Source organism: Thalassotalea montiporae, assembly GCF_053485855.1.
In genome coordinates this window covers 932,149-955,040 of the sequence record NZ_JBQRUO010000001.1, presented here as the reverse complement: position 1 = coordinate 955,040, position 22,892 = coordinate 932,149, and the positions used below count along the sequence as shown (strand labels likewise).

22 protein-coding genes are annotated in these 22,892 nt (G+C 41.1%); 9 read left to right on the top strand and 13 right to left on the bottom strand.

Features of this window, described 5'->3' with window-relative positions:
• Positions 1–2 precede the first annotated feature (2 nt).
• Positions 3–1,145, top strand: a complete 1,143-nt coding sequence (gene pseG / locus ACSLUR_RS04125) for a UDP-2,4-diacetamido-2,4,6-trideoxy-beta-L-altropyranose hydrolase (protein ID WP_448552048.1) — start codon at positions 3–5, stop codon at positions 1,143–1,145.
• A 7-nt stretch (positions 1,146–1,152) separates the two neighbouring features.
• Complete coding sequence (gene pseI / locus ACSLUR_RS04120; RefSeq protein WP_448552047.1) at positions 1,153–2,223, top strand: pseudaminic acid synthase; 1,071 nt, start codon at positions 1,153–1,155, stop codon at positions 2,221–2,223.
• Here pseI and ACSLUR_RS04115 read toward each other — a convergent pair.
• Positions 2,220–2,807 carry a formyltransferase family protein gene (locus ACSLUR_RS04115; RefSeq protein WP_448552046.1) on the bottom strand — a complete coding sequence of 196 codons (588 nt, stop codon included), beginning with the start codon at positions 2,805–2,807 and terminating at the stop codon, positions 2,220–2,222. The genes pseI and ACSLUR_RS04115 overlap by 4 nt on opposite strands.
• A gap of 123 nt (positions 2,808–2,930) precedes the next feature.
• Between ACSLUR_RS04115 and ACSLUR_RS04110 the strand changes: the two genes are divergently transcribed.
• Genes ACSLUR_RS04110 through ACSLUR_RS04080 form a run of 7 tightly spaced genes read left to right on the top strand, consistent with a single transcriptional unit; the run spans position 2,931 to position 9,355 of the window.
• The gene (locus tag ACSLUR_RS04110; protein ID WP_448552045.1) at positions 2,931–4,121 is read left to right on the top strand and encodes an N-acetyl sugar amidotransferase; all 1,191 of its coding nucleotides are present in this window, start codon (positions 2,931–2,933) and stop codon (positions 4,119–4,121) included.
• Positions 4,122–4,123: 2 nt separating this feature from the next.
• Entirely contained in the window at positions 4,124–4,801 is a 678-nt protein-coding gene (gene hisH, locus ACSLUR_RS04105) for an imidazole glycerol phosphate synthase subunit HisH (RefSeq protein ID WP_448552043.1), read from the top strand.
• Positions 4,802–4,819: 18 nt separating this feature from the next.
• Positions 4,820–5,578, top strand: coding sequence for an imidazole glycerol phosphate synthase subunit HisF (hisF, locus tag ACSLUR_RS04100; protein WP_448552042.1), 759 nt, complete (start codon positions 4,820–4,822; stop codon positions 5,576–5,578).
• 1 nt (position 5,579) lies between these two features.
• Entirely contained in the window at positions 5,580–6,602 is a 1,023-nt protein-coding gene (locus tag ACSLUR_RS04095) for a formyltransferase family protein (protein WP_448552040.1), read from the top strand.
• Between the two features lie 2 nt (positions 6,603–6,604).
• Entirely contained in the window at positions 6,605–7,924 is a 1,320-nt protein-coding gene (locus tag ACSLUR_RS04090; protein ID WP_448552039.1) for a DUF4910 domain-containing protein, read from the top strand.
• Positions 7,925–8,473: a GNAT family N-acetyltransferase gene (locus ACSLUR_RS04085; RefSeq protein ID WP_448552038.1), complete on the top strand. Its 549-nt coding sequence runs from the start codon at positions 7,925–7,927 to the stop codon at positions 8,471–8,473.
• 36 nt (positions 8,474–8,509) lie between these two features.
• Entirely contained in the window at positions 8,510–9,355 is an 846-nt protein-coding gene (locus ACSLUR_RS04080; protein WP_448552035.1) for a 3-hydroxyacyl-CoA dehydrogenase family protein, read from the top strand.
• Between the two features lie 103 nt (positions 9,356–9,458).
• Here the strand turns inward: ACSLUR_RS04080 and ACSLUR_RS04075 are convergent, their stop codons facing one another.
• The 12 genes from ACSLUR_RS04075 to flgL form a co-directional block, all read right to left on the bottom strand.
• Positions 9,459–11,564 (bottom strand): GSCFA domain-containing protein, encoded by a 2,106-nt coding sequence (locus ACSLUR_RS04075; protein ID WP_448552034.1) that lies wholly within the window; start codon positions 11,562–11,564, stop codon positions 9,459–9,461.
• Between the two features lie 111 nt (positions 11,565–11,675).
• Positions 11,676–12,371: a GNAT family N-acetyltransferase gene (locus ACSLUR_RS04070; RefSeq protein ID WP_116014511.1), complete on the bottom strand. Its 696-nt coding sequence runs from the start codon at positions 12,369–12,371 to the stop codon at positions 11,676–11,678.
• Positions 12,372–12,401: 30 nt separating this feature from the next.
• Positions 12,402–14,564, bottom strand: coding sequence for a motility associated factor glycosyltransferase family protein (locus tag ACSLUR_RS04065; protein ID WP_448552031.1), 2,163 nt, complete (start codon positions 14,562–14,564; stop codon positions 12,402–12,404).
• 36 nt (positions 14,565–14,600) lie between these two features.
• Positions 14,601–14,915: a hypothetical protein gene (locus tag ACSLUR_RS04060; protein WP_116014514.1), complete on the bottom strand. Its 315-nt coding sequence runs from the start codon at positions 14,913–14,915 to the stop codon at positions 14,601–14,603.
• A 1-nt stretch (position 14,916) separates the two neighbouring features.
• On the bottom strand, positions 14,917–15,363 hold the full coding sequence (gene fliS / locus ACSLUR_RS04055; RefSeq protein ID WP_448552029.1) for a flagellar export chaperone FliS: 447 nt from the start codon (positions 15,361–15,363) through the stop codon (positions 14,917–14,919).
• 42 nt (positions 15,364–15,405) lie between these two features.
• A complete protein-coding gene (gene fliD / locus ACSLUR_RS04050; RefSeq protein ID WP_116014518.1) occupies positions 15,406–16,758 on the bottom strand; it encodes a flagellar filament capping protein FliD in 1,353 nt (450 codons plus the stop codon).
• An 86-nt stretch (positions 16,759–16,844) separates the two neighbouring features.
• On the bottom strand, positions 16,845–17,288 hold the full coding sequence (locus tag ACSLUR_RS04045) for a flagellar protein FlaG (RefSeq protein WP_448552027.1): 444 nt from the start codon (positions 17,286–17,288) through the stop codon (positions 16,845–16,847).
• Positions 17,289–17,373: 85 nt separating this feature from the next.
• The gene (locus ACSLUR_RS04040) at positions 17,374–18,186 is read right to left on the bottom strand and encodes a flagellin N-terminal helical domain-containing protein (RefSeq protein ID WP_116014521.1); all 813 of its coding nucleotides are present in this window, start codon (positions 18,184–18,186) and stop codon (positions 17,374–17,376) included.
• Between the two features lie 599 nt (positions 18,187–18,785).
• Positions 18,786–19,598, bottom strand: coding sequence for a flagellin N-terminal helical domain-containing protein (locus ACSLUR_RS04035; protein WP_116014523.1), 813 nt, complete (start codon positions 19,596–19,598; stop codon positions 18,786–18,788).
• 195 nt (positions 19,599–19,793) lie between these two features.
• A complete protein-coding gene (locus ACSLUR_RS04030; RefSeq protein WP_116014525.1) occupies positions 19,794–20,609 on the bottom strand; it encodes a flagellin N-terminal helical domain-containing protein in 816 nt (271 codons plus the stop codon).
• Positions 20,610–20,728: 119 nt separating this feature from the next.
• Positions 20,729–21,544 (bottom strand): flagellin N-terminal helical domain-containing protein, encoded by an 816-nt coding sequence (locus ACSLUR_RS04025; RefSeq protein ID WP_448552024.1) that lies wholly within the window; start codon positions 21,542–21,544, stop codon positions 20,729–20,731.
• Between the two features lie 129 nt (positions 21,545–21,673).
• Entirely contained in the window at positions 21,674–22,879 is a 1,206-nt protein-coding gene (gene flgL / locus ACSLUR_RS04020; RefSeq protein ID WP_448552023.1) for a flagellar hook-associated protein FlgL, read from the bottom strand.
• Positions 22,880–22,892 lie beyond the last annotated feature (13 nt).

Below are 22,892 nucleotides of genomic sequence, written 5' to 3'. Positions count from 1 at the left end.
CGATGATGAATATTGCTATTAGAGCTGACTCCTCAACTCAAATGGGCACTGGCCATATCATGCGCTGTCTAACGCTTGCCAATGCATTAAAAACAAAGTGTTCAGCCAATGTCTACTTCTTCTGCCGAAATACAGTGGGCAACATAAACAAAGCCATTCTAGATGCAGGCCACCTCCTAATAGAGATGTTACCACCGTCAAACGTTGATAAAGGTCACTTAGCGCATAGTTCATGGCTTGGTTCAGCGCAAGATGAAGACGCAAAAGAATTTTTAATGCTAATGGGCCAACCAATAGCAGAGGCAACTGTTGTTCCCAAACATTTCGACTTTATCGTAATCGATCACTATGCTATTGACTGTCTGTGGCACAAAGCAGTTAGACGGGTAACCGATAACATCGTAGTGATTGACGATCTAGGCGATCGCCAGCATGACTGCGACTATTTAATTGATCAAACATTTCAGTGTTCAACAGCTAAATACAAAAATAAAGTACCATTGCATTGCCAACTGCAGCTAGGCACAGATTACGCAATGTTAAGGCCTGAGTTTAATGTAGAGGCGAGGTTTGGTCTGAATCAACACCAATTAGTTGATAAGCGAATTGCTCAGCTAAACGCTAACCAAGAGCAGCGACGCTTACTGATCATGTTTGGTGGCACCGACCCAGACAACCTGTCTTTACAAACTCTAAAATTACTGTCGGCTCAATCGAATCGCTACTATGTCGATATTATTCTTGGCTCAAGTGCCAAGCATATCGAAGAAGTAAAAGACTATTGTGAAAACCATCTTCAATTTACTCTGCACGTTGCACCTAAAAATATTGCCCAGCTGATGTTAAACGCTGACCTTGCGATAGGCGCTGCAGGAGCTACTTCATGGGAGCGTTGTGCGCTAGGTTTGCCAAGTTTACTTATAGTGCAAGCGCGAAACCAAATAGAGATAGCCAAAGCACTTACTAGAGCAGGAGCAGTGCAGAGTTTTGAAGCGACAGAGCTAGATACACTTTTAATTGAGCGATTGGCAGCGTTAACCGACAGTCAACTTATTCAAATGATTAACAACTGCGTTAGTGTCTGCGACGGATTAGGTGCAAATCGTCTAGTAAAACGCATTCTCTTAGACAACTCATCGAATTGAAACAACTATGACATCACATAAAGACTACATTGTAATCGATGGTAAAAAAATTGGTCCTGCTTATAAGCCGTATATCATTGCTGAACTTTCGGCTAATCACAACGGCGACTTAACGGCAGCACTTGCTACCATTGAAGCCGCAGCGCAGGCAGGGGCAGATGCGATAAAAATTCAGACATACACCCCTGAAACCATGACCATAAAGAGCAATAAAGAAGACTTTCAAGTCAGAGGCGGTTTGTGGGACGGTTACCAGCTATATGATTTGTACGAGTGGGCACACACACCATTCGAGTGGCATGAGGCGCTGTTTAAAAAAGCAAAGGAAGTTGGTATTACACTGTTTTCAACGCCATTTGATGAAACAGCAGTAGAGCTCTTAGAAAGTTTAAATACACCAGCTTATAAAATAGCTTCATTTGAAATGACTGATTTGCCTTTGATTAAGCGAGTCGCACAAACAGGCAAGCCAATGATTATTTCAACGGGCATGGCTAACGTGAGTGAAATTGAAGAAGCGATAGCTACGGCCAAAAACAATGGTTGCAATGATTTAGTCGTGCTTCACTGCATAAGTGCCTACCCTGCCCCTTATGATCAAGCCAACCTTGCGACCATCGCTGATATTAGCGAACGCTTTGATGTGCTTTCTGGTTTATCTGACCATACGCTTGGCACTGTTGCTTCGGTTAGTGCGATAGCTTTAGGTGCATGTCTAATTGAAAAGCACTTCATTTTAGATCGCAACCTAAAAGGCCCTGATTCAGAATTTTCGATTGAGCCTGATGAGTTAGCACGTTTAGTGACAGAAACCCAAGCGGCACACCAAGCAATAGGTCACGCTGGTTATGAGCGAAAGCCTGCTGAAGAGAGTAGTATCAAATTTAGGCGATCTATTTATTTTGTCAAAGACTTGGCGAAAGGAGAAGAAATAAGTACAGAGCACATTCGCCGAATACGGCCAGGCTACGGCCTAGCCCCCAAATATTTTGAGCAGTTAATTGGCAAAAAAGTGAATAAAGCTATTGAACGTGGAAGCCCCGTGAGTTGGCAAGATATTGACGGCTACGAGCTTTAACGTTTGGCTTCAAGCCCAGCTTCCATTATAGGTTTAATCTGTGTATCCCAGCCTTTAGTCAGTAACGGTTTATGCACGGCTAAATCTTTAGCGGCATGGTAGGAGCCAGTACCCGCTTGCGGAATGTTTGGGCAAGAAAGCGATTTGATTGAAAGCCAATATTCGGTGAATAAAGCTTCAATAGACGCGCACAATTTGTCGTATGAACTAGCCAATGTTTCGGTGTCAACATTAAACTCAAGCTGTTGTTGCGCAATGATATTGCCAGTATCAAGCCCTTGGTCAATATAATGTATAGTGACGCCTTTTGGAGTGTTGTCGAAAAAGCTCCAAAAATTTGGATCGGCACCTCGATTCCAAGGTAAGTAAGAAATATGAAGATTAATCGCACGCTGAGGAAAAAAGGCGAGTACCTCAGGCATTAGAATATGTCGATAACCATAGCTGACAAGAAAGTCGAACTTTTGGCTTTTCAGCCAAGTTAACGATAACTTTTCAGAGGTTTGTTCAACGCATTCCCCTTGGCGCTCGAGCCAAGCCAGAATATTTGATTCTTTTGGCCCTAAAAACAGAGTTTTTGTCACTTATTTACCCATACAACAATGCCTATATTCGTTTGGCATTTTATTTGCTTTTGCTTTTATCACAAAGAATTTATCATGCTGATCATATCAGTGATACTCAAACCATGCTAAGGACTTAACTACATGCAAAAATGTAGCGTTTGTAACTTACCCGAAACATACGAAACGATTGAATTTGATGAAAATGGTGTATGTAACATCTGTCGCCAAAAAGACTTCAAAGACGAAAAAATTAATTGGCAAAAACGTGCTGAAATGCTGGCCGAGCTGATCGAAAAGCATCGTGGCAAATATGAGTATGATTGTATTGTTCCCTTTTCTGGTGGTAAAGACTCTACCTACACCCTGTGGTATTTAGTTAAGAAATTTAATGTTAGGCCATTAGTGGTTCAATTTAACCACGGCTTTATGCGCGATACCTTAATGGAAAACAATCTCCGCACGTTTAAAAAATTAGGGGTCGATGTAATTTCATTTACTCCTAATTGGAAGTTAGTCAAACGCCTAATGTTAGAAACCTTAGTGCGAAAAGGTGACTTTTGCTGGCATTGTCACACAGGCATTTTCGCCTACCCTATGCACGTCGCCCTCAAGTACCAAGTTCCTCTGATTTTCTGGGGCGAACCATCATCGGAGTACACTGCTTACTACGATTACCAAGATGAAGAAATTGAATGTGTCGACGAGACTCGCTTTAATCGCTACATTAATTTGGGGATCACCGCTGAAGACATGTACGGCATGATCAAAGATGACTATCAGTGCGATCCGCGCGAGCTTACGCCATATACTTACCCACCGCTACGTGATTTAAAACGCTTAAAATATCAGTCGGTATGCTTAGGCTCCTTTATACCTTGGGATGTAAAAGCAAATACTAAGCTCATTCAAGAAGAGTTAGGCTGGCAAGGAGACCAAGTAGAAGGTATGCCTTGGGATGAATATTCTTATGAAAAAATAGAGTGTTCAATGCAAGGAATGCGCGATTATATTAAATACCTTAAACGTGGCTACAGTCGCGTTAGTCAAATGGTGGCATTAGATCTACGAAATGAGCGCATTAGTAAAGAATATGGTGATAAATTAGTAGCTGAGTATGAGGGCAAAAAACCACCGTCACTTACACTATTTTTAGATTACTTGGGCATTACTGAAGACCAATTCAACCATATTGTTGCCAAAACAGTTGTACCACCTTTCAAACCCGACTTTGATAACATGGAGTATGCCCCTAAAACCCATGACTTTGATCGCTGGTATCGTGAAGACGAGCAAGACAAAGGTATTATCTTTAAAACTAAGGTAGCTGAGTAAATATGATTGGGATCTTAGATATTGGGCTAGGTAATATCCAATCAGTGTATAACGCCATTTATGAAAATGGCTACGATCCGATTTTAGTAAACGAACCAGAGCAATTAAGTGAACTCAGTCACTTTATTATGCCGGGGGTAGGAAACTTTAGCGCGGTTTCCCAAATGTTGGCAGACAGTGGCTTTGACCGAGCAATTAAAAACCTTATTGCTGAAGGTAAGCCAACCTTAGGCATTTGCTTAGGTATGCAACTACTAGCTTCATTTAGTCGTGAAGTCGTAGGCGATGAAAAGCAAGCACAGGGACTTGATATCATCCCTGCTCAAGTACTTCCTATCGCAGATACTGTTAGTTTACCTGTGCCTCATGTTGGTTGGAATGAAGCAAAAATTGCCCAAAAACATCCCATTTTTGAGAATATTAAAAACCTACGCGATTTCTATTTTGTGCACAGCTACCATATGCAATGTCAGCGCAGCGAACATGTTTTAGCAACTACAGATTACCAGCACTCTCTGGTTTGCATAGTCGCCAAGGATAATGTTGTTGGCGTGCAATTTCACCCAGAAAAAAGCCAAAAGAATGGCATGCAACTGCTAGAAAATTTCTGTGAGTGGGATGGTGTTTGGCAGCCAGATAAAGCTAGTCAAAACCAAGTTGATCAAAATCTAAATGCGTAACTCTATTGAGCCAATTTGATGTTAAAGAAACGAATTATTCCCTTGATGCTGCTGCTCGATGAACGACTAGTTAAAACCGTGCAGTTTGACAGTTGGCGTGATGTTGGTGACCCAGTAAAAAGTGCGAGTGTTTATAACTCACAATATACTGACGAGTTGGTTTTATTAAATATTGCTCGACATAGCCGCAGTATCGACCAGTTAGCTGAGTTGATTCCTGAAATCGCAAAGGTCAGCTTTATGCCACTCTCTGTTGGTGGTGGCATCAACCGTTTTGATGACGCGGCGTACTTGATCAATCAAGGAGCCGATAAAATTATCGTCAATAGCGCTGCGTATTCTACCCCTGAGCTCATTACACAAATTGCCGATAAGTTTGGTAGACAAGCTGTTATTGTCAGTATTGACACTAAACATCAAGATAGTCAGCACGTTTTATACTCACATTGTGGCCAACAGGCAGAATCGATTTCTCTCGAACAGCACATTAATACATGTCAGCAAGCCGGCGCTGGTGAATTTATGATCCAATCGATTGATCACGATGGCATGATGTCAGGCTTTGATCTCGAATTGCTGAACCAAGTGGTCGCGATAAGCAAAGTCCCCGTGATTGGCTGCAGCGGCTCGGGGGATTACCAGCACCTAAAACAAGCTTTTGTTGAAACGGGCGTCAGCGCATTAGGTTGCGGCAGCTTATTTAACTTTTCTGATAGCAACCCGATTAGAGCCAAGAACTACTTAACTAACTACAACTTAGCATTTAAGCAGGTTTAATATGTCAACAAACCTTCACTTTAACCAAGTTGCTAGCATTACTTTGATCGGTGGTGGCAACTTAATGGCAGAAAGCGCATTAATTTTTGCCAAGCAAGGTTTTGAAGTTAATGCCATTATCGCACCGCGCCATATTGATGAACCATTAATTGGCACCAAAGCAACGTTAGGCGAATATCTTGCTCAAAACGACATTCATTTCAGCCTTATTCCAGATATCAACCAACTTACTTCTAGCGAGTTAGCGCAATACATCCCTAGTGGGTCGATGGCCATATGCTATGGGCCTGCATGGGTATTTAAACAACATGTCATTCATGCTTTCGAATACGGCATGTACAACATCAACCCTATTCCGATACCTCATTATTTAGGTGGCGCTCACTACACATGGCAAATTCTCAACCAAAACCGTGAAGGTGGCTGTGTTTTACAAATGATCACTGAGCAGCTCGATCAAGGAGCTATTATTGCCAAGCACCAATTTGAGATAAGTACATCAGCCAAAACACCTGACGACTACTTTATTGAAAACATTGAGCAAGGCTTAGTTTTTATTGAACAGCTCGCCATTGACTTTAAAAATGGTAAAGCTTTTATGTCACAAAATTATCGTGACACGAATAAAAATCGGGTTTACTTACCGCGCCTAAGAACAGACAAGCAAGCTTATATCAATTGGCAGTGGCACTATGATGAAATCATCAGTTTTTGTCGCGCATTTAGCGCTCCTTATGTCGGCGCTGCAACTTTTGCCAATCAACAAGAGTTGCGTATCACAGAAGTTGAAAGTATCGAACTAGAGCATCCACCAATGCACCCTTTTGCCGCAGGTGTCATTATCAGAAAACTAAACAATGAGATTGTTGTAGCTGCCGTAGGTGGCTTTATAAAAATCACCGCTTTAGAGCCAAGTGTTTACCAGCAGCTTAAAGAGGGTATGCGCTTATTCACGCCTGCATCGGTATTGGACCAAGCGATGCAATATCAAGTGGTGTTAACCGCTGAAGGTTTTAAGGATTAAATGTGAACGACTCTCAGTACAATGAATACGATGTGATTAGCTTAGTTGAAAAACTCTATCCATTCGCCTACTCAATTACGGGTGCTGGCAACGATAAAGCCATTTCAGCTTACTTGGAAGAACTCGACTTTACCATTCATGAATATGACTCTGGACAGAGTTTAAATGGTTGGCATATTCCACATGCATGGCAAGTTCAACAAGCCAAGATATTTTGCCAAGACCAAGTGGTCTACGATGCCGCGTTATCACCATTAGGTGTTGGCATTTTGTCGCCGTCATTCTCTGGAGAGATATCGCTTACGCAATTGCAAAAACACTTAGTGAGTGATCCGAATCAACCTGATGCCACTCCATACCATTGGCAAAACCTCTATCGCCCGCTTGAACGAGACTGGGCCATTTGTATACCGGATAAGCTTCGTCAATCCTTAACGGAAGCAAACTACCGCGTTGAACTAATTACAGACTCGACGCCGGGTACCATGAAAGTCTTGGACTTTTACTTACCTGGTGAGAGTGAGCAAACCATTGTGCTTAACGGGCACAACTGTCACCCTTTTCAAGCTAACGATGACATATCCGGTTGCGCTGTCGCGATTAGGGTTATGCAAGCGCTGCTGAAACTTAAAAGGCGAAAATTTAGCTATCGTGTGATTATCGCTCCAGAGCTGCACGGCCCGATGTTCTGGTTAAATGCGTTATCAGAAGCTGAACGCCATAAAATTGTTGGCTGTGTATTGTTTAAATCAGTTGGCAACTCTGCCAGCTTGAAGCTCCAACATAGCTACACTGGTGTCGATGATATTGATAAAGCTGCAGAGTTTGCCATGCAAAGCCGCTACCAGGAATTTGAGCAAGGGGATTTTCGCGCTATTTATGGCAATGATGAAACGGTTTTTGAGGCGCCGCCATACAACATCCCTACTATTTCACTAACACGCTGGCCTTTCCCAGAGTATCACACAGACTTAGATACACCTGATAGATTGGATGAAACAGCATTATCTGACACAGTTGCCACAACATTAGCGCTTATCGAACACTTGGAATACAACCGTCGCTATACCGTAAACTTTACCGGTCTAGTTTGCTTGTCTGCTTATGGCTTATACAAATCAGTACCGCCTGTTGATGACTCAGGCGTAGACTACAACTCGCTGAGCGGCCGTTGGAATAAGTTAATGAACTGCTTACCACGTGAAATTGAAGACAATATGTCAGTGTTTGATTTAGCCCTGAAATATCAACTGCCGGTAAAAGAGATTTTTGATTACCTATCCCTGTGGCAGAAAAACGGCTTGTTAATGGAGAAATCCTAAATGGCGTCGACATTACTAAAACTAGTAGACGAAACCATACCAGATATTTATCTGCAACAAATAACCAAGGATGACGCCACAGAGCAATACGTTAGCTGGCTCAACGATCCTATGGTGAACCGCTACCTTGAAACACGCTTTATGGTGCAAACCTTAGCTTCTGTTAATGCTTTTATTGACAATATTAACGTTAACCCTAACGAGCACTTGTTTACTATCAGGCTGTCAGCGACGGGACAGCATATTGGCAATATTAAGCTTGGCGCAGTCAATAGTCATCACGGCTACGGTGATATCAGCCTATTTATTGGTGAGAAAAGCTGCTGGGGGAAAGGTTATGCTAGCCAAGCCATTAAATTGATTAGTCAATATGGCTTGAAGCAACTCGGGCTACGCAAACTTTGCGCTGGTGCATATGAGCCCAACATTGGCAGTACCAATGCGTTTTTAAAGGCAGGCTTTATACATGATGGCGTATTAAGAGCCCACTACTTGCTCGATGGCAGCACTTGCGATCGAGTTCAAGTTTGCTTGTTTAGCGAAGACTAGAAAATAAATCATAGAATAACAATAGGAAACAAAATAATGAAAGTTTGTGTCTTGGGTGCTGGTGTAATGGGAAGTGGCATCGCGTCACTATTCATTCAGTCTGAACAAGTTGACAGCCTTATTTGGTGGGGACGCAATCTCGCGTCTGTTGAGGCTAGTTTTGCTAAGGTCAAAAAGGAAGTTTCTCGTTTTGCCAGAAAAAACTCGCTCTCCAAAGAGGTATTAGAGACCCTGCTGGAAAAAGTAACCTTCTCAGATGACATTAGTGCACTAGGTGGTTGTGATTTATACATTGAAGCTGTTGTCGAAGATTTCTCAATCAAAGCTGATATTTTCAAAAAATTGTCAGCGCTTGTGCCGCATGATGCGATTGTCGCAACCAACACCTCTTCACTCTCGATTACGGCACTAGCGATGAATATCGAAAAGCCCGAAAACTTTATTGGTATCCATTTCTTTCACCCGACATCCATGATGAAACTAGTGGAACTGGTCAAAGGGTTAGTCACCTCAGAGCAAACACTTAGCAAGTCACTAGCCCTAGTTGAAACCCTCGATAAAACGCCAGTAACGGTCAACGAATCGCCCGGCTTCATCGTCAATCGGATGTTAATTCCGATGATCAACGAAGCGGTTGCAATCTTATCTGAAGGGGTAGCAAGTCGAGATGATATCGACAAGGCGATGAAGTATGGTGCCAATCACCCTATTGGACCACTAGCGCTGGCAGATCTTATCGGAACCGATGTTTGTTTGTCGATTATGGAAACTTTGTACGCGGAAACGGGTGACCCTAAATATCGCGCGCACCCGCTACTTAGACAGTACGTTAGAGCCGGTATGCTGGGCAGAAAAGTGAGGAAAGGCTTTTTGGATTATTAGTGAAAATTAGCGAATATTTACGATTATAGTAACGACTGTTGTTTGTTACTAAACTATAGTGGAGTCGCCATAATCAACAGCAACTCCACTTCGGTTGGTTTAATTAGCGAACAAATATCTCTTTAAACATAGCCACTACTTTTTCTACCGTTTCAGATTTGACGTGGCGATGATCTATATCCCAAGCATCTTCAATACACTCAGTCACAAGCTCATAACTCGGTAGGTAATACATATCTTCGTTGTTATTAACAAGTTCATCCGCAGCAACTCTTAACACTGACTTAGAGTGACAATTTGCGCTAATAATATGCTGTTCTTCAGCCCTACCCGTTGCTAAAAACGGAATAGGTGAAACACTAATAATGAGTTTAAAGTCTGGATTATGAGCTTTAATAATGTCGAAGAAACGCTGAATATAGTCAACATTTTCTTGTACAGTAAGGGTCCTATGCTTAACCAAGTGAAACATATTTTCTCTTGGATTACGTGACATGAATGTACTGTCAGTGAGCTGCCAACATTCGTTCAGCCCCATCGTTAAGACAAATACCTTACAGCTTAAGAAAGTATCTCTTAACGCGGCAATATGCTTGTCATAATCAGCGAAATAAGCTTCTTTACTCGAAAACACAACCCCTTCTCGGTAGGGATCTAAAAAGTAACCCGTTTCATTTTGGAATAGAAGCTTGCTGAATTCTCGATGCCCAAATGCTTTTTCAGCTAGCTGTGTAAAGCTTGGTGAATTAAACATAATCCCATAGTTTGCACAGAATTTTACTAATTCATCACCAGGTTGGTAACCGTCAACAAACACGCCAGAGTTAGGGTCGTCATTACGCTCACTAATGACGTAATTGTAACCTTGAGTCTGAAAGTACTTAGCGATTTCAAATGCGAAACAACTGCCCGCCGAGCCTATCGGTGTATCTAAATCCATAATTGGCTCTTTGCGCACATAGGGCAGAATCTCAAATTTTGACTGAGGATACTTTTCATGCACTGGACTTGGCCAGAATATCGCATTTGGATTTGGCTTGTCGGCTTGGCTATATCGGCTTCTTGAGTCATTAAAGTTTTGCTCAAAGCTACTAATATCTTTTAATGCATCAAGCCACTCTGCTTGTAAAAATTTCTCCCAATGCAACTGCTCTAAAGCGACTTTTTTAATGAACCTTAAAAGGTCGAAAATACTGGTAATTGAAACAAGTGTTGGATCATTTCTTTCAAGGTAGTTTACAAGTAGCCACGCTGGCTTAGGTGTCTTGATTACATTTTCAATAATAAACCGCGCATGTTGAAGGTTTTCAACCTGAAAGTTCAAGCCCACTTCAACGTAATTGAGGTCTAACGCTTGGTCTTTTGTGATCTTTTTCACAATTGGCGCAAACTTTCTAAAGTCCTGACAATCGTATGCAGGAAAGTAGTATTGTTCTGCAACAGTTTTCCAATGAATTTCACTAGGAACAAGGCAAAAGTTCAACGCATATCTAGGCTTGCCTGGTACAGGTGTTTTTGCACGATGGGCGATTTCAAATGGATTGAAGATAATAGTATCACCAGCAGCGGGCTTCACGCCCATTGGCTGGTAGTCGACATTTAACTTTTTGCATAACGGTTCAATGTTAAGAGAGCGTTTTTCAACACTTGCAAAAATGTAACCGACTTCTTTTAACTTATCTGTCGCTTCTTTATCAAGATATGCGGTGTCACTGCCATGTTCATCAAAACCATTTAAGTAGGTGATAACCTTTAAATGCTTCTCGGGCCCACCATCACAGTGCCACTTAGTTGAATATCCCGTTTCTTCATCCGTACTTTCGATTTTATAAATAGACCACCAAAAAACACAGTATTCACTGCCAAAATATGAACGAATATGAGCGTCAATTTCATCCGTGAACACTTGGGTTAATAATAATTCAGCAACGCTTTCGTGCTGTATGCCCTCAGGGTCGCCTTCAAACTCCTCGATTAACGATTGGCATAGCTCTGCAGGTAACAGATTAGGAATACACTTGATATGATCTTTAACAAGTGTCGTGTCGATTGTCTCTCGTTCGAATTTTGCTTGGGCTTTTTCGGCGGCGCTTCGATAGCCATGGTCTTCGCCAAAATATTTAACAACAGCTTTATCAGCCCCCGGTTTGATATTGTATATCTCACCTTCTACTTCAAGTAAATTCTCTTCAAGATTAACGTCAGACATAATTGACCTCTCCATAGGCGGTAATTTGACACTGAATACCAACTTCTAGCAACTACCAAACCAGAAATGAGCCGACTAACTAAATTTAATGATCTCTTGTTTTATTACATGCTAGTTGCTAAATAGCTGCTCGTAATAATCAGAGTTTTCACGATAAAACTCGTTATACAAATCCATAAACGCCTTTTGGGGAAGATTTTTATATCGCGTTTTCATCTTCTCTGCCGAATCCCATAACCCGCCACGGAACTTTGAAATATAGTGATAGTCTTCGAGTAAACAAGCGATAGTAGCTTCATTCGTAACTTCCATCCCTTTGACAAATTTGTTTCGATGAATACCTTCAAATTTATAACCCACTAGTTCCATGCGTTGCTGCCAACCGGTCAAATCGATATGCTGGCCAGCTTCAATGCGCGTAATACCTAAGTACTCAAAGGCATGTTCCGAAATTCTCGCTATCGCTTCTAGCGCAATAAAGGGAGAGTTTCGTTTGTCTACTTTGCTGTCAACCACTAGTGCAATAACACAGTGCTTTTTTACCAAGTCGATACATGAAAGCGATACCACCCCCATGTACTCACCCTGTTTATTAGCAACAATAAGAATTAAACGCTCTTGGTGTTGTTGGGTGAAAAAGGCCACCTGCCCTGCGGGAGTATTAGGAAAAACGCCTTGATCCAGATAGCGAGTTATTTTTTTATCATTAAACCACTTGTACCAATTAGAGTCGCGAGCAAACTCTTCTGTTGGCACACACAAATCCATGACTTCGCCGGCAATGAATACATCTAAAGGTTTAATCATCTATCTTTACAACCTTATAACATCTGCAAATTATTTTTTGGTCAGCGGTGCAAACCAATTCGTTTCATAGTAATGAGGTTTTAGCGCATTTTCTTTGTAGTAGATTATGGTTTTGGCTAAAAACTCTCGATAGTGGGCAAGTGCTTGCTTGAAATCTTCAATTGCATCAGCTTCTTCAACGGCTTCATATAGCAGACGAATTAACATAGCCTGCATATGTAATACGCTACCCTTAAGCAAATAGTAGAAAATTTCTCTATTGCACAAGTCTTCATCAATTAGCAGCATAAAATGCTGTTTCAACAATTTAAGACACCCTTCAAAGCTATCATCTAACTCATCAATAGCTTTAATCAGCAGTAAACAAAACTCCTCATAGCCCTGCGTGTCCAGCTCACCAGCGAGCTCTTGATAATAAGAACCATCGTCTAGATAAGTACTGTCTGTAACCAACGCTTTTAGCTGCTTGCGCTTTTCTTCAATAATATCTGTCTTTATCTCTGCCACTTCGACTCTTAGTGGCTGAGCACCTTTGATCAAAGCACCGTCAGACAAATTTTTAAAGCTTAGCTCAGTATTGTTGCCAATAAGCCATTCGAGCACGCGTTTGGAGCCACCAAAAAATGAGTCGGTATGGAATATTCCACCAAAATTACCTTCTAGTTCATTTTCCAAAACATCGTTAGAGTCATACAGTGATAAGTCTTCGCCTTCTTCACTGTAATACATACTCTTAGCACTGTGATGCACCCCTCCCTTTTTGTGCGCTAAATCCACACCTAATAAGTAGATATCATTGAAACCTAAAGCCACAGCAATAGAAGTGGCTGTATTAGCTACTGTTGGATTGATGTAATTATGTATTTCAAATAAATGAGCCAGGCTACTTTCCATTAACAATGGTTCAGAAGGCTCACTACCTTTGGGTGCCATAAGTTTGACGGGAAACTTTGCATAAACATCAGGGTGCAATGTTGATGGCCCCCAAAGAATCAGTTCGTCTAGCGTTTCTTGAGGACAGTAATACTCTAACTGCTCAGCAATTGGCGATGTACGTTCTTGTTCACAATGAATATCTGGCGTGATGCCATATTGATATAGGGCACCTAAGGCACTGCCACAGCTAATGACAATGGCCTTTTCTTGGTTCGCTTTAATAAAGTCAACTAGCTGATCAAGTGATGGACCATTACCAACAATAAACACCGGACAATCAGCCAAAGGATTACTGAGCAAGGCTTTCTTCTTTAAGATAGGCACACCTTGCTTCATGCTAGTCAGCATATGGCTATTTGACATCACTGCATCATCAAAAAAGCCCCAGCCTTGAATAGTTTCGCGAAATCTAGCTTTAAAGACTTTAACTAAGCCATTAATTTTTTCAGTATGGTAATGAATAAAGCCAAACATCTTTGCCATATCATAGCGGCCATAGATATCGCTCCGTTTAAGCACATTTTGAAAAAAGGTGTCTTCGGTATCACCCAGTGAAATATGAATATTAAGGTCGAGGTGCTCAACTTTGGAAAGAATTTGATGCCAATTGGCGATAAAAAGCGACGCATAAAATACATCAAGCTCGGGCTCGAAAATATATAAGTTTTTGATGTTATGTTGAGCACTAAGTAACTCTATATGGTAACCATTACCAACACCGAATATCATGGTAGAGTTAACGAACTTGGAGAGCCTTCTCGTCGCACCATCGTTTTTTTCCATTCTATCCGCCAAAAGTTTTAAAATTTTGGTCAATGAATCAGAGTGAATAAAGCCAGGTTCATTTTGCTCGTTTGAGTCAAACATCGCCGACGCAGACTGTGGTGCTTGTTGATAAGAGGCGACCTGAGTACTTGCCATCAAATAAGCAGGGTATTTATAAATATATTGGCGAGTCTCCAAATCAATTATGTTTGGAAACCCCTCATGTATATCAACAATATATCGAGTCGGCTGATATTTTTCGAAAAACTCAAAAATATTAGGATCAAAACGCTTGAATGCAGCCATATTTAGTTGAAACTGTTCAAACAATGTATCGTCATCACACACTAACAGTGACATACGATCAGCACATTGCTGCAATGTTGACTCATCTTGAGCGACACGATTTATTTGTTGTCCAATTACCTTTGCCCTTTCCTCGAGCTTAGCTATTTTTTCAAGAAGACTTAATGATTCATGATTTTCAGACATGACTAATGACCCAATAATAAAACCGTCGAGAAGGGATTAAAGAGAAGTATATTGCTTAATCGCAAAATTAGTTTTTTTTTGCTTTGACAGTTTTTGTTGATATTTTGACTTAAACTCTACCGCTTTTTGATGTGGCTTCTTATCTTCTTTCTCTAGCCATCGCAGTAATTCTGTAAACTCAGCTCTTTCAGCGCTTGTTGGAGAAAGGGCCGTAACTTCACTTTCTATATCACGTAGCAGCAATAACCGCTGCTCGAGTAGCAAAGTACAGCCTTCAATATTAAAAGCTTCAATAAAGTCATTGATCTGTGTGGTCAGATGCTTAACTTTTTGAAACTTTCTATCTAACACACTATGACCCCATACCGCTAGCGGCTACAGAGTTATCTCGTTCGTTGAGCTTCGCAAAACCAGCTTGCTTGTCTTGCTCAGAGATATTTTGCCAAGCATCACGCAACGGGATAAGAAATTCCGCTACTTGGTCCAACACTGAAATATCGAGAGATACACTTGCTGCCATAAGCTGTTCGATACAGTAACCGTATAAATTACTAAAGTTATTTGAAATCGTCGGTTCAGAATCTTTATCGAGTGAATCTTCTAATGAGTTCAATATGTTAATTGCTTTAGTTAATGCAGTTGCTTTTAACGCTAAGTCTTTACGCTCAATAGCCCCTTTACCGATTGCAATATTTTCCAGCAAACCGTTATAAAGCATCAAAATTACTGTGTGTGGATCAGCGGCAGTTAAACCACTATCGCGGTTAACCTTTTGGTAAGCTTTTAAATTATTTCTCATAATCAATACCTATTCTATTGAGTGTTTCAGTGTCGCACCTCTTTAAGAATCACTACTTGTTGTAGTTCTCAGGGCATTGGACACAAAATCTCTAGTTGAATTAAAGCCTGCAACTGCTGAATCTAACGCGGTGAACTGAGCTATTAATCGAGCCTCATAATCAGCCAACCTCTCATTAAAGGCTATGCGTTCATCACCGACATCTGATATTTGCTCATTCAACGATGTTTGTCGCTGGGTCAAAACACCGTCAGAATCGACATAGTTATCAACAATTGCTGAAATACGTTTAGCAACACCATCATCTGAAGCAAAAAGCTTACCAACTTCTTCAAGATCGTTCGCTAAAGCATTACTTAGACGTTGTTCACCTGTTTGAATCGTATCAGAACTAAAGCGAGAAACTTCTAACTTACCATCATCATTAAGTTCAATACCTAAATTTTGCAAGCTACCGATACCGCTGCTCGCAACTGTATCTAACAACACATCATTAATTTGCTGCTTAACTTGCCTAATATTAGGATCAAACGCCAATCGCCCTAGTCTCGGGGCTCCTAGCCCTGTCAGTTGATCTTGCAAGCTGTTAAAACTACTTACAAACTCATCGATTAACTCTCTACCGCTATCTGTATCCTGACCAATGGTAATGGTTGAATTATCACCTGTTGTCACGGAATTTGCGGTGATAGTTACATCTTCTATGAAATTTTTAAACTCATTTGAACCATTAGTAACAGTGTTGCCATCGATATTGATTATGGCATCTTGGGCAGCACGAGTGACGGAATTATTGGTAGAAATTCCGGCTAGCGAGGCATCGGAACTTGTCACCGACAAACTATTGGCGCTTCCCGTTTCTGTAGAATTGAGAATTAAAAAAGTACCAGCATCGGCATTAATAATATTGGCAGTCACGCCAAAGTTATCAGACTCCGCATTTATTTTATCGCGAATTGCACTTAAATCATCAGCTGCATCAATGCTCACGTTAAAACTATTTGAGCCCGCAGCAAACGTTAGCGTACCACTGCCAAGAGTTGTTGTAGATGAAGCAAATGCTGTTGACTTTAATTGAGTCCCTGTTGCCAATTGCTGAACGTTAACATCAAACTCACCATTGCTCGCAAAGCCATTCGTGGTGACCGAGATATTATCATTGCTGGTAGAAATAGTTTGCTGATTGAAGGCGTTATCAGCAGCTAGCCTGTCGACTGTGGATTGAAAATCAGAAAGTGCCGATTTAAACGAGCCAACACCTGAAAGCTCAATTTGAAGTGATTCTTCTTTGCTATCAAGCCTTAATTCAGTTGGAATACGCTCCGCATTTAAAAAGCCTTCAACCAACGTATTTAGCGGTAAGCCTGAGCCGATCCCCAAATTGGTAAACGACATAAAGCCTCCTTAAGAAAGATGTCGAGTGAGCAAGAAAACGGCTACATGAGTAAACTCGTTTTACTTAGTCAATAATAACAACGGTTTTAAACCTTATCATCAATTAATATGCCAGTTCTATCAACGACTTCATCTTGAAGACCTTTAATACGCTCAGCCAATTCAAGAATTTCATCCGACGGGAATTGTTTAATTAACTCTCGACTCTGTGCGTCAAACACTTTGATAACTGTCTGACCGGAACTATCGTCTTGAGTAAAATTGACATTGCGAATTTGTGGCTCAATAAAGCTAGAAACCGTTTCAATAGCATCGGTTAGATCACCAGCAGGACTTTGTTCATCAGCTGCTTGAGATTGCTCTTCTGCTGCAACCTGCTCAGCCTCTGCAATTCTATCAACAGCCAATTCAGCCACGTCAGGTTGAATACCTTCGTTAGGTGAAGCTTGATTGACTTCGTTTCTGCGACTAACCAAACTTTCAGATACATCTGCAAGCACTGGCCTTACAACACCAAGATTAGACTCCATAGCGCCTCCTATTACTCAGCGGCTAGAATGCATTAAGGCTCTTGCGAAGAAGAGCCCTAATATTATGCCAAAATAATTGGGCTTATTATAACAATGATAGTGCAATTTGTGGCTGCTGGTTAGCCTGAGCTAATAATGAACTTGCTGCCTGTTGCAATACGTTGTTACGTGCTAATGCTGCTGACTCAGCTGCGTAGTCGGTATCTTCAATACGTGAACGTGAAGCAGCTACATTCTGAGCGGTGTTATCGTTACTACGGATAACTGAACTGAAACGGTTTTGGCTAGCACCAAGCTGTGAACGTACAGTGTTTACCGATGCTAACGCGCTATCTAAGTCAGTAATACGAGATTGTGCGCCATCAAAGCTGGTTAATGAACCCGATGCACCGATTTCTGAGCTAGCGAAATCTTGGCTAACCGTAATAGAGATCGTTTGGCTAGCATTGGCACCAATTTGGAACTGCGCACTATAGCTGCCATCTAGTAAGTTAACACCACCGAAGCTAGTTTGCTCTGAAATTCGCGTTAACTCGCTTTCTAGTTCAGTGTATTCAGTATTTAGCGCAACTCTATCGGCATCAGAGTTTGAACCGTTTGACGCTTGAACCGCCAATGTACGCATACGTTGAATAGTGTTTGTATACTCATCCAACGCACCTTCAGCGGTTTGTGCCAAAGAAATTGCATCATTAGCGTTACGAGATGCTTGGTTAAGACCATTTACTTGCGAAGTCAAACGGCTAGAGATTTGTAAACCAGCAGCATCATCTTTTGCGCTGTTAATACGCTTACCAGAAGATAAACGCTCGAAGCTAGTTGATAAATCATCAGTTGAACGTGATAACTGACGTTGAGAGTTTAATGATTGAATATTACTGTTTACCACTAAAGCCATAATGCTTGCCTCCGGGATTTAACCCTAAAAATCTGTTTAATTTTCGAGGTCCAATCATTAACTATGATCTCCTCTTGAAAACTTTATCGGTTGCCCAATTGAAATCTTTAATCTTTTTTCAAAAAAAAATAAACTTTTTAACGGAGTGAATTTTTATCCAATAAAAACAATAACTAAATAAGATAATTAATTTGCAAAATACTGTCGGATTTATTGTTGTGTGGTAACTGGCTAGCCCCTAGCTCTGATAACTGCCTTAACGAAACCTCAAAACACACCTTTAAATAACATTAAATCGTGCTTAGAGAAAATAAATCCGGACGTTATAACTACAAGTTTTATCGAAACTTAGATGAGAAATACTGAATACAGCGTTTAAGGCATTTGTCACTAATTCAACGTCACTACACTTTAAGTACATCAATTATTTATATGGCTAAATTCTCAAGATACAGTTTTCATTCAGCAAATAACTGTCGTAGTGGGCAGTTCTAACTTAACGCAGAGATTAATTTCAGAAATACGCAAGGGATGAAATATAAAAAAGGCTCTTATTACTAAGAGCCTTTTGATTGCAATACTTACTTATAAAACTAAAGTTACAGCAACGATAGTGCGATTTGTGGTTGCTGGTTAGCCTGTGCTAGCAACGAACTTGCTGCCTGTTGCAATACATTGTTTCTCGCCAAGTTAGCAGACTCAGCTGCATAATCAGTATCTTCGATACGTGAACGAGACGCTGCTACATTTTGTGCTGTGTTATCATTACTTCTAATAACAGACGTAAAGCGGTTTTGCGCGGCACCCAGCTGAGATCGTGTGGTATTCACTGTTGATAACACACTATCTAGGTCTGTAATTCGAGACTGTGCGCCATCGAATGTAGTTAAACTACCATCAGCACCAATTGCACCACTTGAGAAGTTTTGTGTGACACTTACAGAAATTGTTTGACCAGCATTAGCACCAATTTGGAACTCGTTAGCGTAGCTGCCGTCAAGTAAATTCACGCCACCAAAGCTAGTTTGCCCAGCTATTCGTGAAAGTTCATTTTCTAGCTCAGTATACTCAGTGTTTAGTGCAACTCTGTCCGCGTCAGAGTTAGAACCATTTGATGCTTGAACCGCTAGAGTACGCATACGCTGTACCGTATTTGTATACTCTTCCAATGCGCCTTCAGCTGTTTGAGCCAAAGATATCGCATCATTAGCGTTACGCGAAGCTTGATTCAAACCATTAACCTGTGAAGTTAATCGGCTTGAGATTTGAAGGCCAGCAGCATCATCTTTAGCACTATTGATACGCTTACCTGAAGATAATCGCTCAAAGCTAGTAGATAAGTTATCTGTTGAACGAGCCAACTGGCGTTGAGAGTTTAACGATTGAATATTACTATTTACAACTAAAGCCATGATACTTGCCTCTTACTAATTCCTACAAAACTGATTAAGGTTTAGGAAATACTAAAATTTAATTCCCTGATACTTTTGTTATCGGATATGGAAAAAATAACTTTAGTCTTTTTATTTAAAAAGTTTAATTAATCAGCAAAAAACAAAAAACCCTCAATAAATGAGGGCTTTGCATTACTAAAATTGACTTAATTGTTATTGAAGTAAACTTAGTGCAATTTGTGGCTGCTGGTTAGCCTGCGCTAAAATTGAACTTGATGCTTGTTGCAGTACATTACTTCTAGCCAATGCTGCAGACTCTGCCGCATAGTCTGTATCTTCAATTCGAGAGCGTGACGCCGATACGTTTTGCGCTGTATTGTCATTACTTCGAATAACCGAGCTAAACCGGTTTTGCGCAGCACCTAGGTCTGCTCGTGTTGAGTTTACCGCGCCTAACACGCTGTCTAAATCAGTAATTCTAGATTGAGCACCATCAAACGAAGTTAGTGAACCCGAAGCTCCAATTACACTGCTAGCAAAGTTACTTGAAATACTCACTGAAATGACTTGTCCAGCGTTAGCACCCACTTGGAATGTTTCACCATAAGTACCGTTGAGCAAGCTTACACCACCAAACTCTGCGTCAGTGGAAATACGGGTCAGCTCAGCTTCCAATGCAGTAAACTCAGTATTCAATGCAATTCTATCAGCATCAGAGTTAGAACCATTTGATGCTTGAACGGCTAACGTTCTCATACGCTGAATAGTATTTGTATATTCTTCAAGCGACCCTTCCGCGGTTTGTGCTAACGATATAGCATCATTCGCATTTCGTGACGCTTGATTCAAGCCATTAATTTGAGATGTCAGTCGACTTGAAATTTGCAAGCCAGCGGCATCATCTTTTGCACTATTGATACGTTTACCTGAAGATAAACGCTCATATGAAGTCCCTAAATCATCAGTTGAGCGGCTTAATTGACGCTGAGCATTTAATGACGAGACGTTACTATTAACAACTAAAGCCATAATTTTACTTTTAATCCCTTGTCGGAATTAAACCCCCAATTTTTGATTAATGTTATAGGTATTAAAGACTAACCAATTAAGCCTCCAGCTTGCCTCAAGCAAACTAGAGAGCCGACAAATTATTGTAATAAGCTCAGTGCAATTTGTGGTTGCTGATTAGCCTGAGATAAGATTGAACTAGACGCTTGTTGCAGAACGTTACTTCTAGCTAAAGCGGCCGATTCAGCTGCGTAATCGGTATCTTCAATACGTGAACGAGACGCAGATACATTTTGCGCTGTATTATCATTACTTCGAATTACCGAGCTAAAACGGTTTTGGGCAGCACCTAGGTTTGCACGTGTGGTATTCACTGTTGCCAATACACTGTCTAAATCGGTAATTCGAGATTGCGCACCATCAAATGAAGTTAGTGAGCCAGAAGCACCAATGACTGTGCTTGCGAAGTCAGTAGCGATACTGACGGAAATAACCTGTCCCGCATTAGCACCAACTTGGAAAGTTTCACCATAGCTACCATCAAGCAAACTCACACCACCAAACTCTGCATCAGTAGAGATTCGAGTAAGTTCGGCTTCGAGTGCTGTAAACTCAGTATTCAAGGCGATTCTGTCAGCATCCGAGTTAGAACCATTTGATGCTTGTACCGCTAGTGTTCTCATTCGCTGAATCGTATTGGTGTACTCTTCTAAAGAACCTTCTGCGGTTTGCGCAAGTGAGATCGCATCATTAGCATTTCGAGATGCCTGATTAAGACCATTTACTTGAGAAGTTAATCGGCTAGATATCTGCAAGCCAGCTGCATCATCTTTTGCACTATTGATACGTTTACCTGAAGATAAACGCTCATATGAGCTTCCTAAATCATCTGTTGAGCGACTTAACTGGCGCTGAGCATTCAATGACGACACATTACTATTAACAACTAAAGCCATTGTTATCATCTCCTAGTAGAGTTTGCGGTTCACTTGCTGATAACAGGTTAATGGAACCACAGGTTTAAAATTTGACACTTAAGGTATATGCATATAGTGCGCCAACGTGTCATTAGAAAAATAAAAAAATTAAATAAAGTTAAACAAACTTAGCTCTCTTACTTGCACAAACGTTTGCTGAGCCGCTTGCAAGGCGGTTTGTGACTGCTGAAAGTCACTGACTGCTTTAGCAAAATCTAAGTCTTCAATGCCTGAACGACTGCCTTCTATAATTAACTCGTTGTCTGCATGGATATTTTTTTGACTATCAATAAGTTGGCGGTTTACACCTGCTTCAGCTTGGCGTGCCAGTAGATGGTTAATTGACGCATCTATCTGCGCCAAAATCTCGGCATGATCGACTTTGTGCTGAGCTGGGTTGGCGGGATTCGCCCCTTGGTTTATCCAATCCAGTGCTGCACCAACGGTCTCAAAAACGCTTACTTCTTCATCAGGTTGCAACTCAAAACTATCACCCGGCAATGGGTTGCCGCTTATTTGTACTTCGAGCCCATTGAAGGCAACCGTTTGCCCTGCCGCGTAGGTATTAGTATTAAATACCGTGTTCCCTAAGCTATCGGTAACGGTTAAATCAGTTGCGGAAGTAAAGTTAAAGGTATAATCCGGCGGGTTAGCCGTCGTGTTGTAAGCACCTCGGTTGGCAACCACCGCAGATTGCAAAGCGATACCAGAGGTATTAGCCAGATAATTGGCAGAAAAGTCTCCCTGCGGGTTATCAACATTTAAAAATGCTTTATCCCCCGGTTGGTTTAAGGTGACATCAACATTACTGCCAATCGAAAGCTCTCTAACGCCATTATCACCGTTATAAATCACCGAGTTATCAGGTTGACGAATAAAAGGCTGTTGGTTTGATTGAAAGCCAGCGAAGATAAAACCACCGGTATCATCTTTGTTATTAGCGATGTCCAACAACTGCTCAAAAGAGTTGTTGGTTACCTGAGCTATGGATGCCAAGTCGTTATCACTAAGCACGCCGTTATTTGCCTGTATAAATCGCTGTTTGAGGTTCTGTAAAACGTCAATCGCTGAAGAAAATGATGTTTCTTGTAGACTATTTCTATTCTCGGCAATCGTAATATTTCTTTCGAACTGTTCGATGCTAGCTAACTCGCCTTTTAAGCCCGTTAAGGTGCCAAAATTTACCGCATCATCTTTTGCGCTTAAAACACGCTTACCTGAAGACAAGTATTGTGTTTGCTCATTAACATTTGACTGTTGCTGACTAATTTGTTGACTGTTTTGAAAATAAAACTGTGCAGTTGAAACTCTCATTGTTTATTCCTTA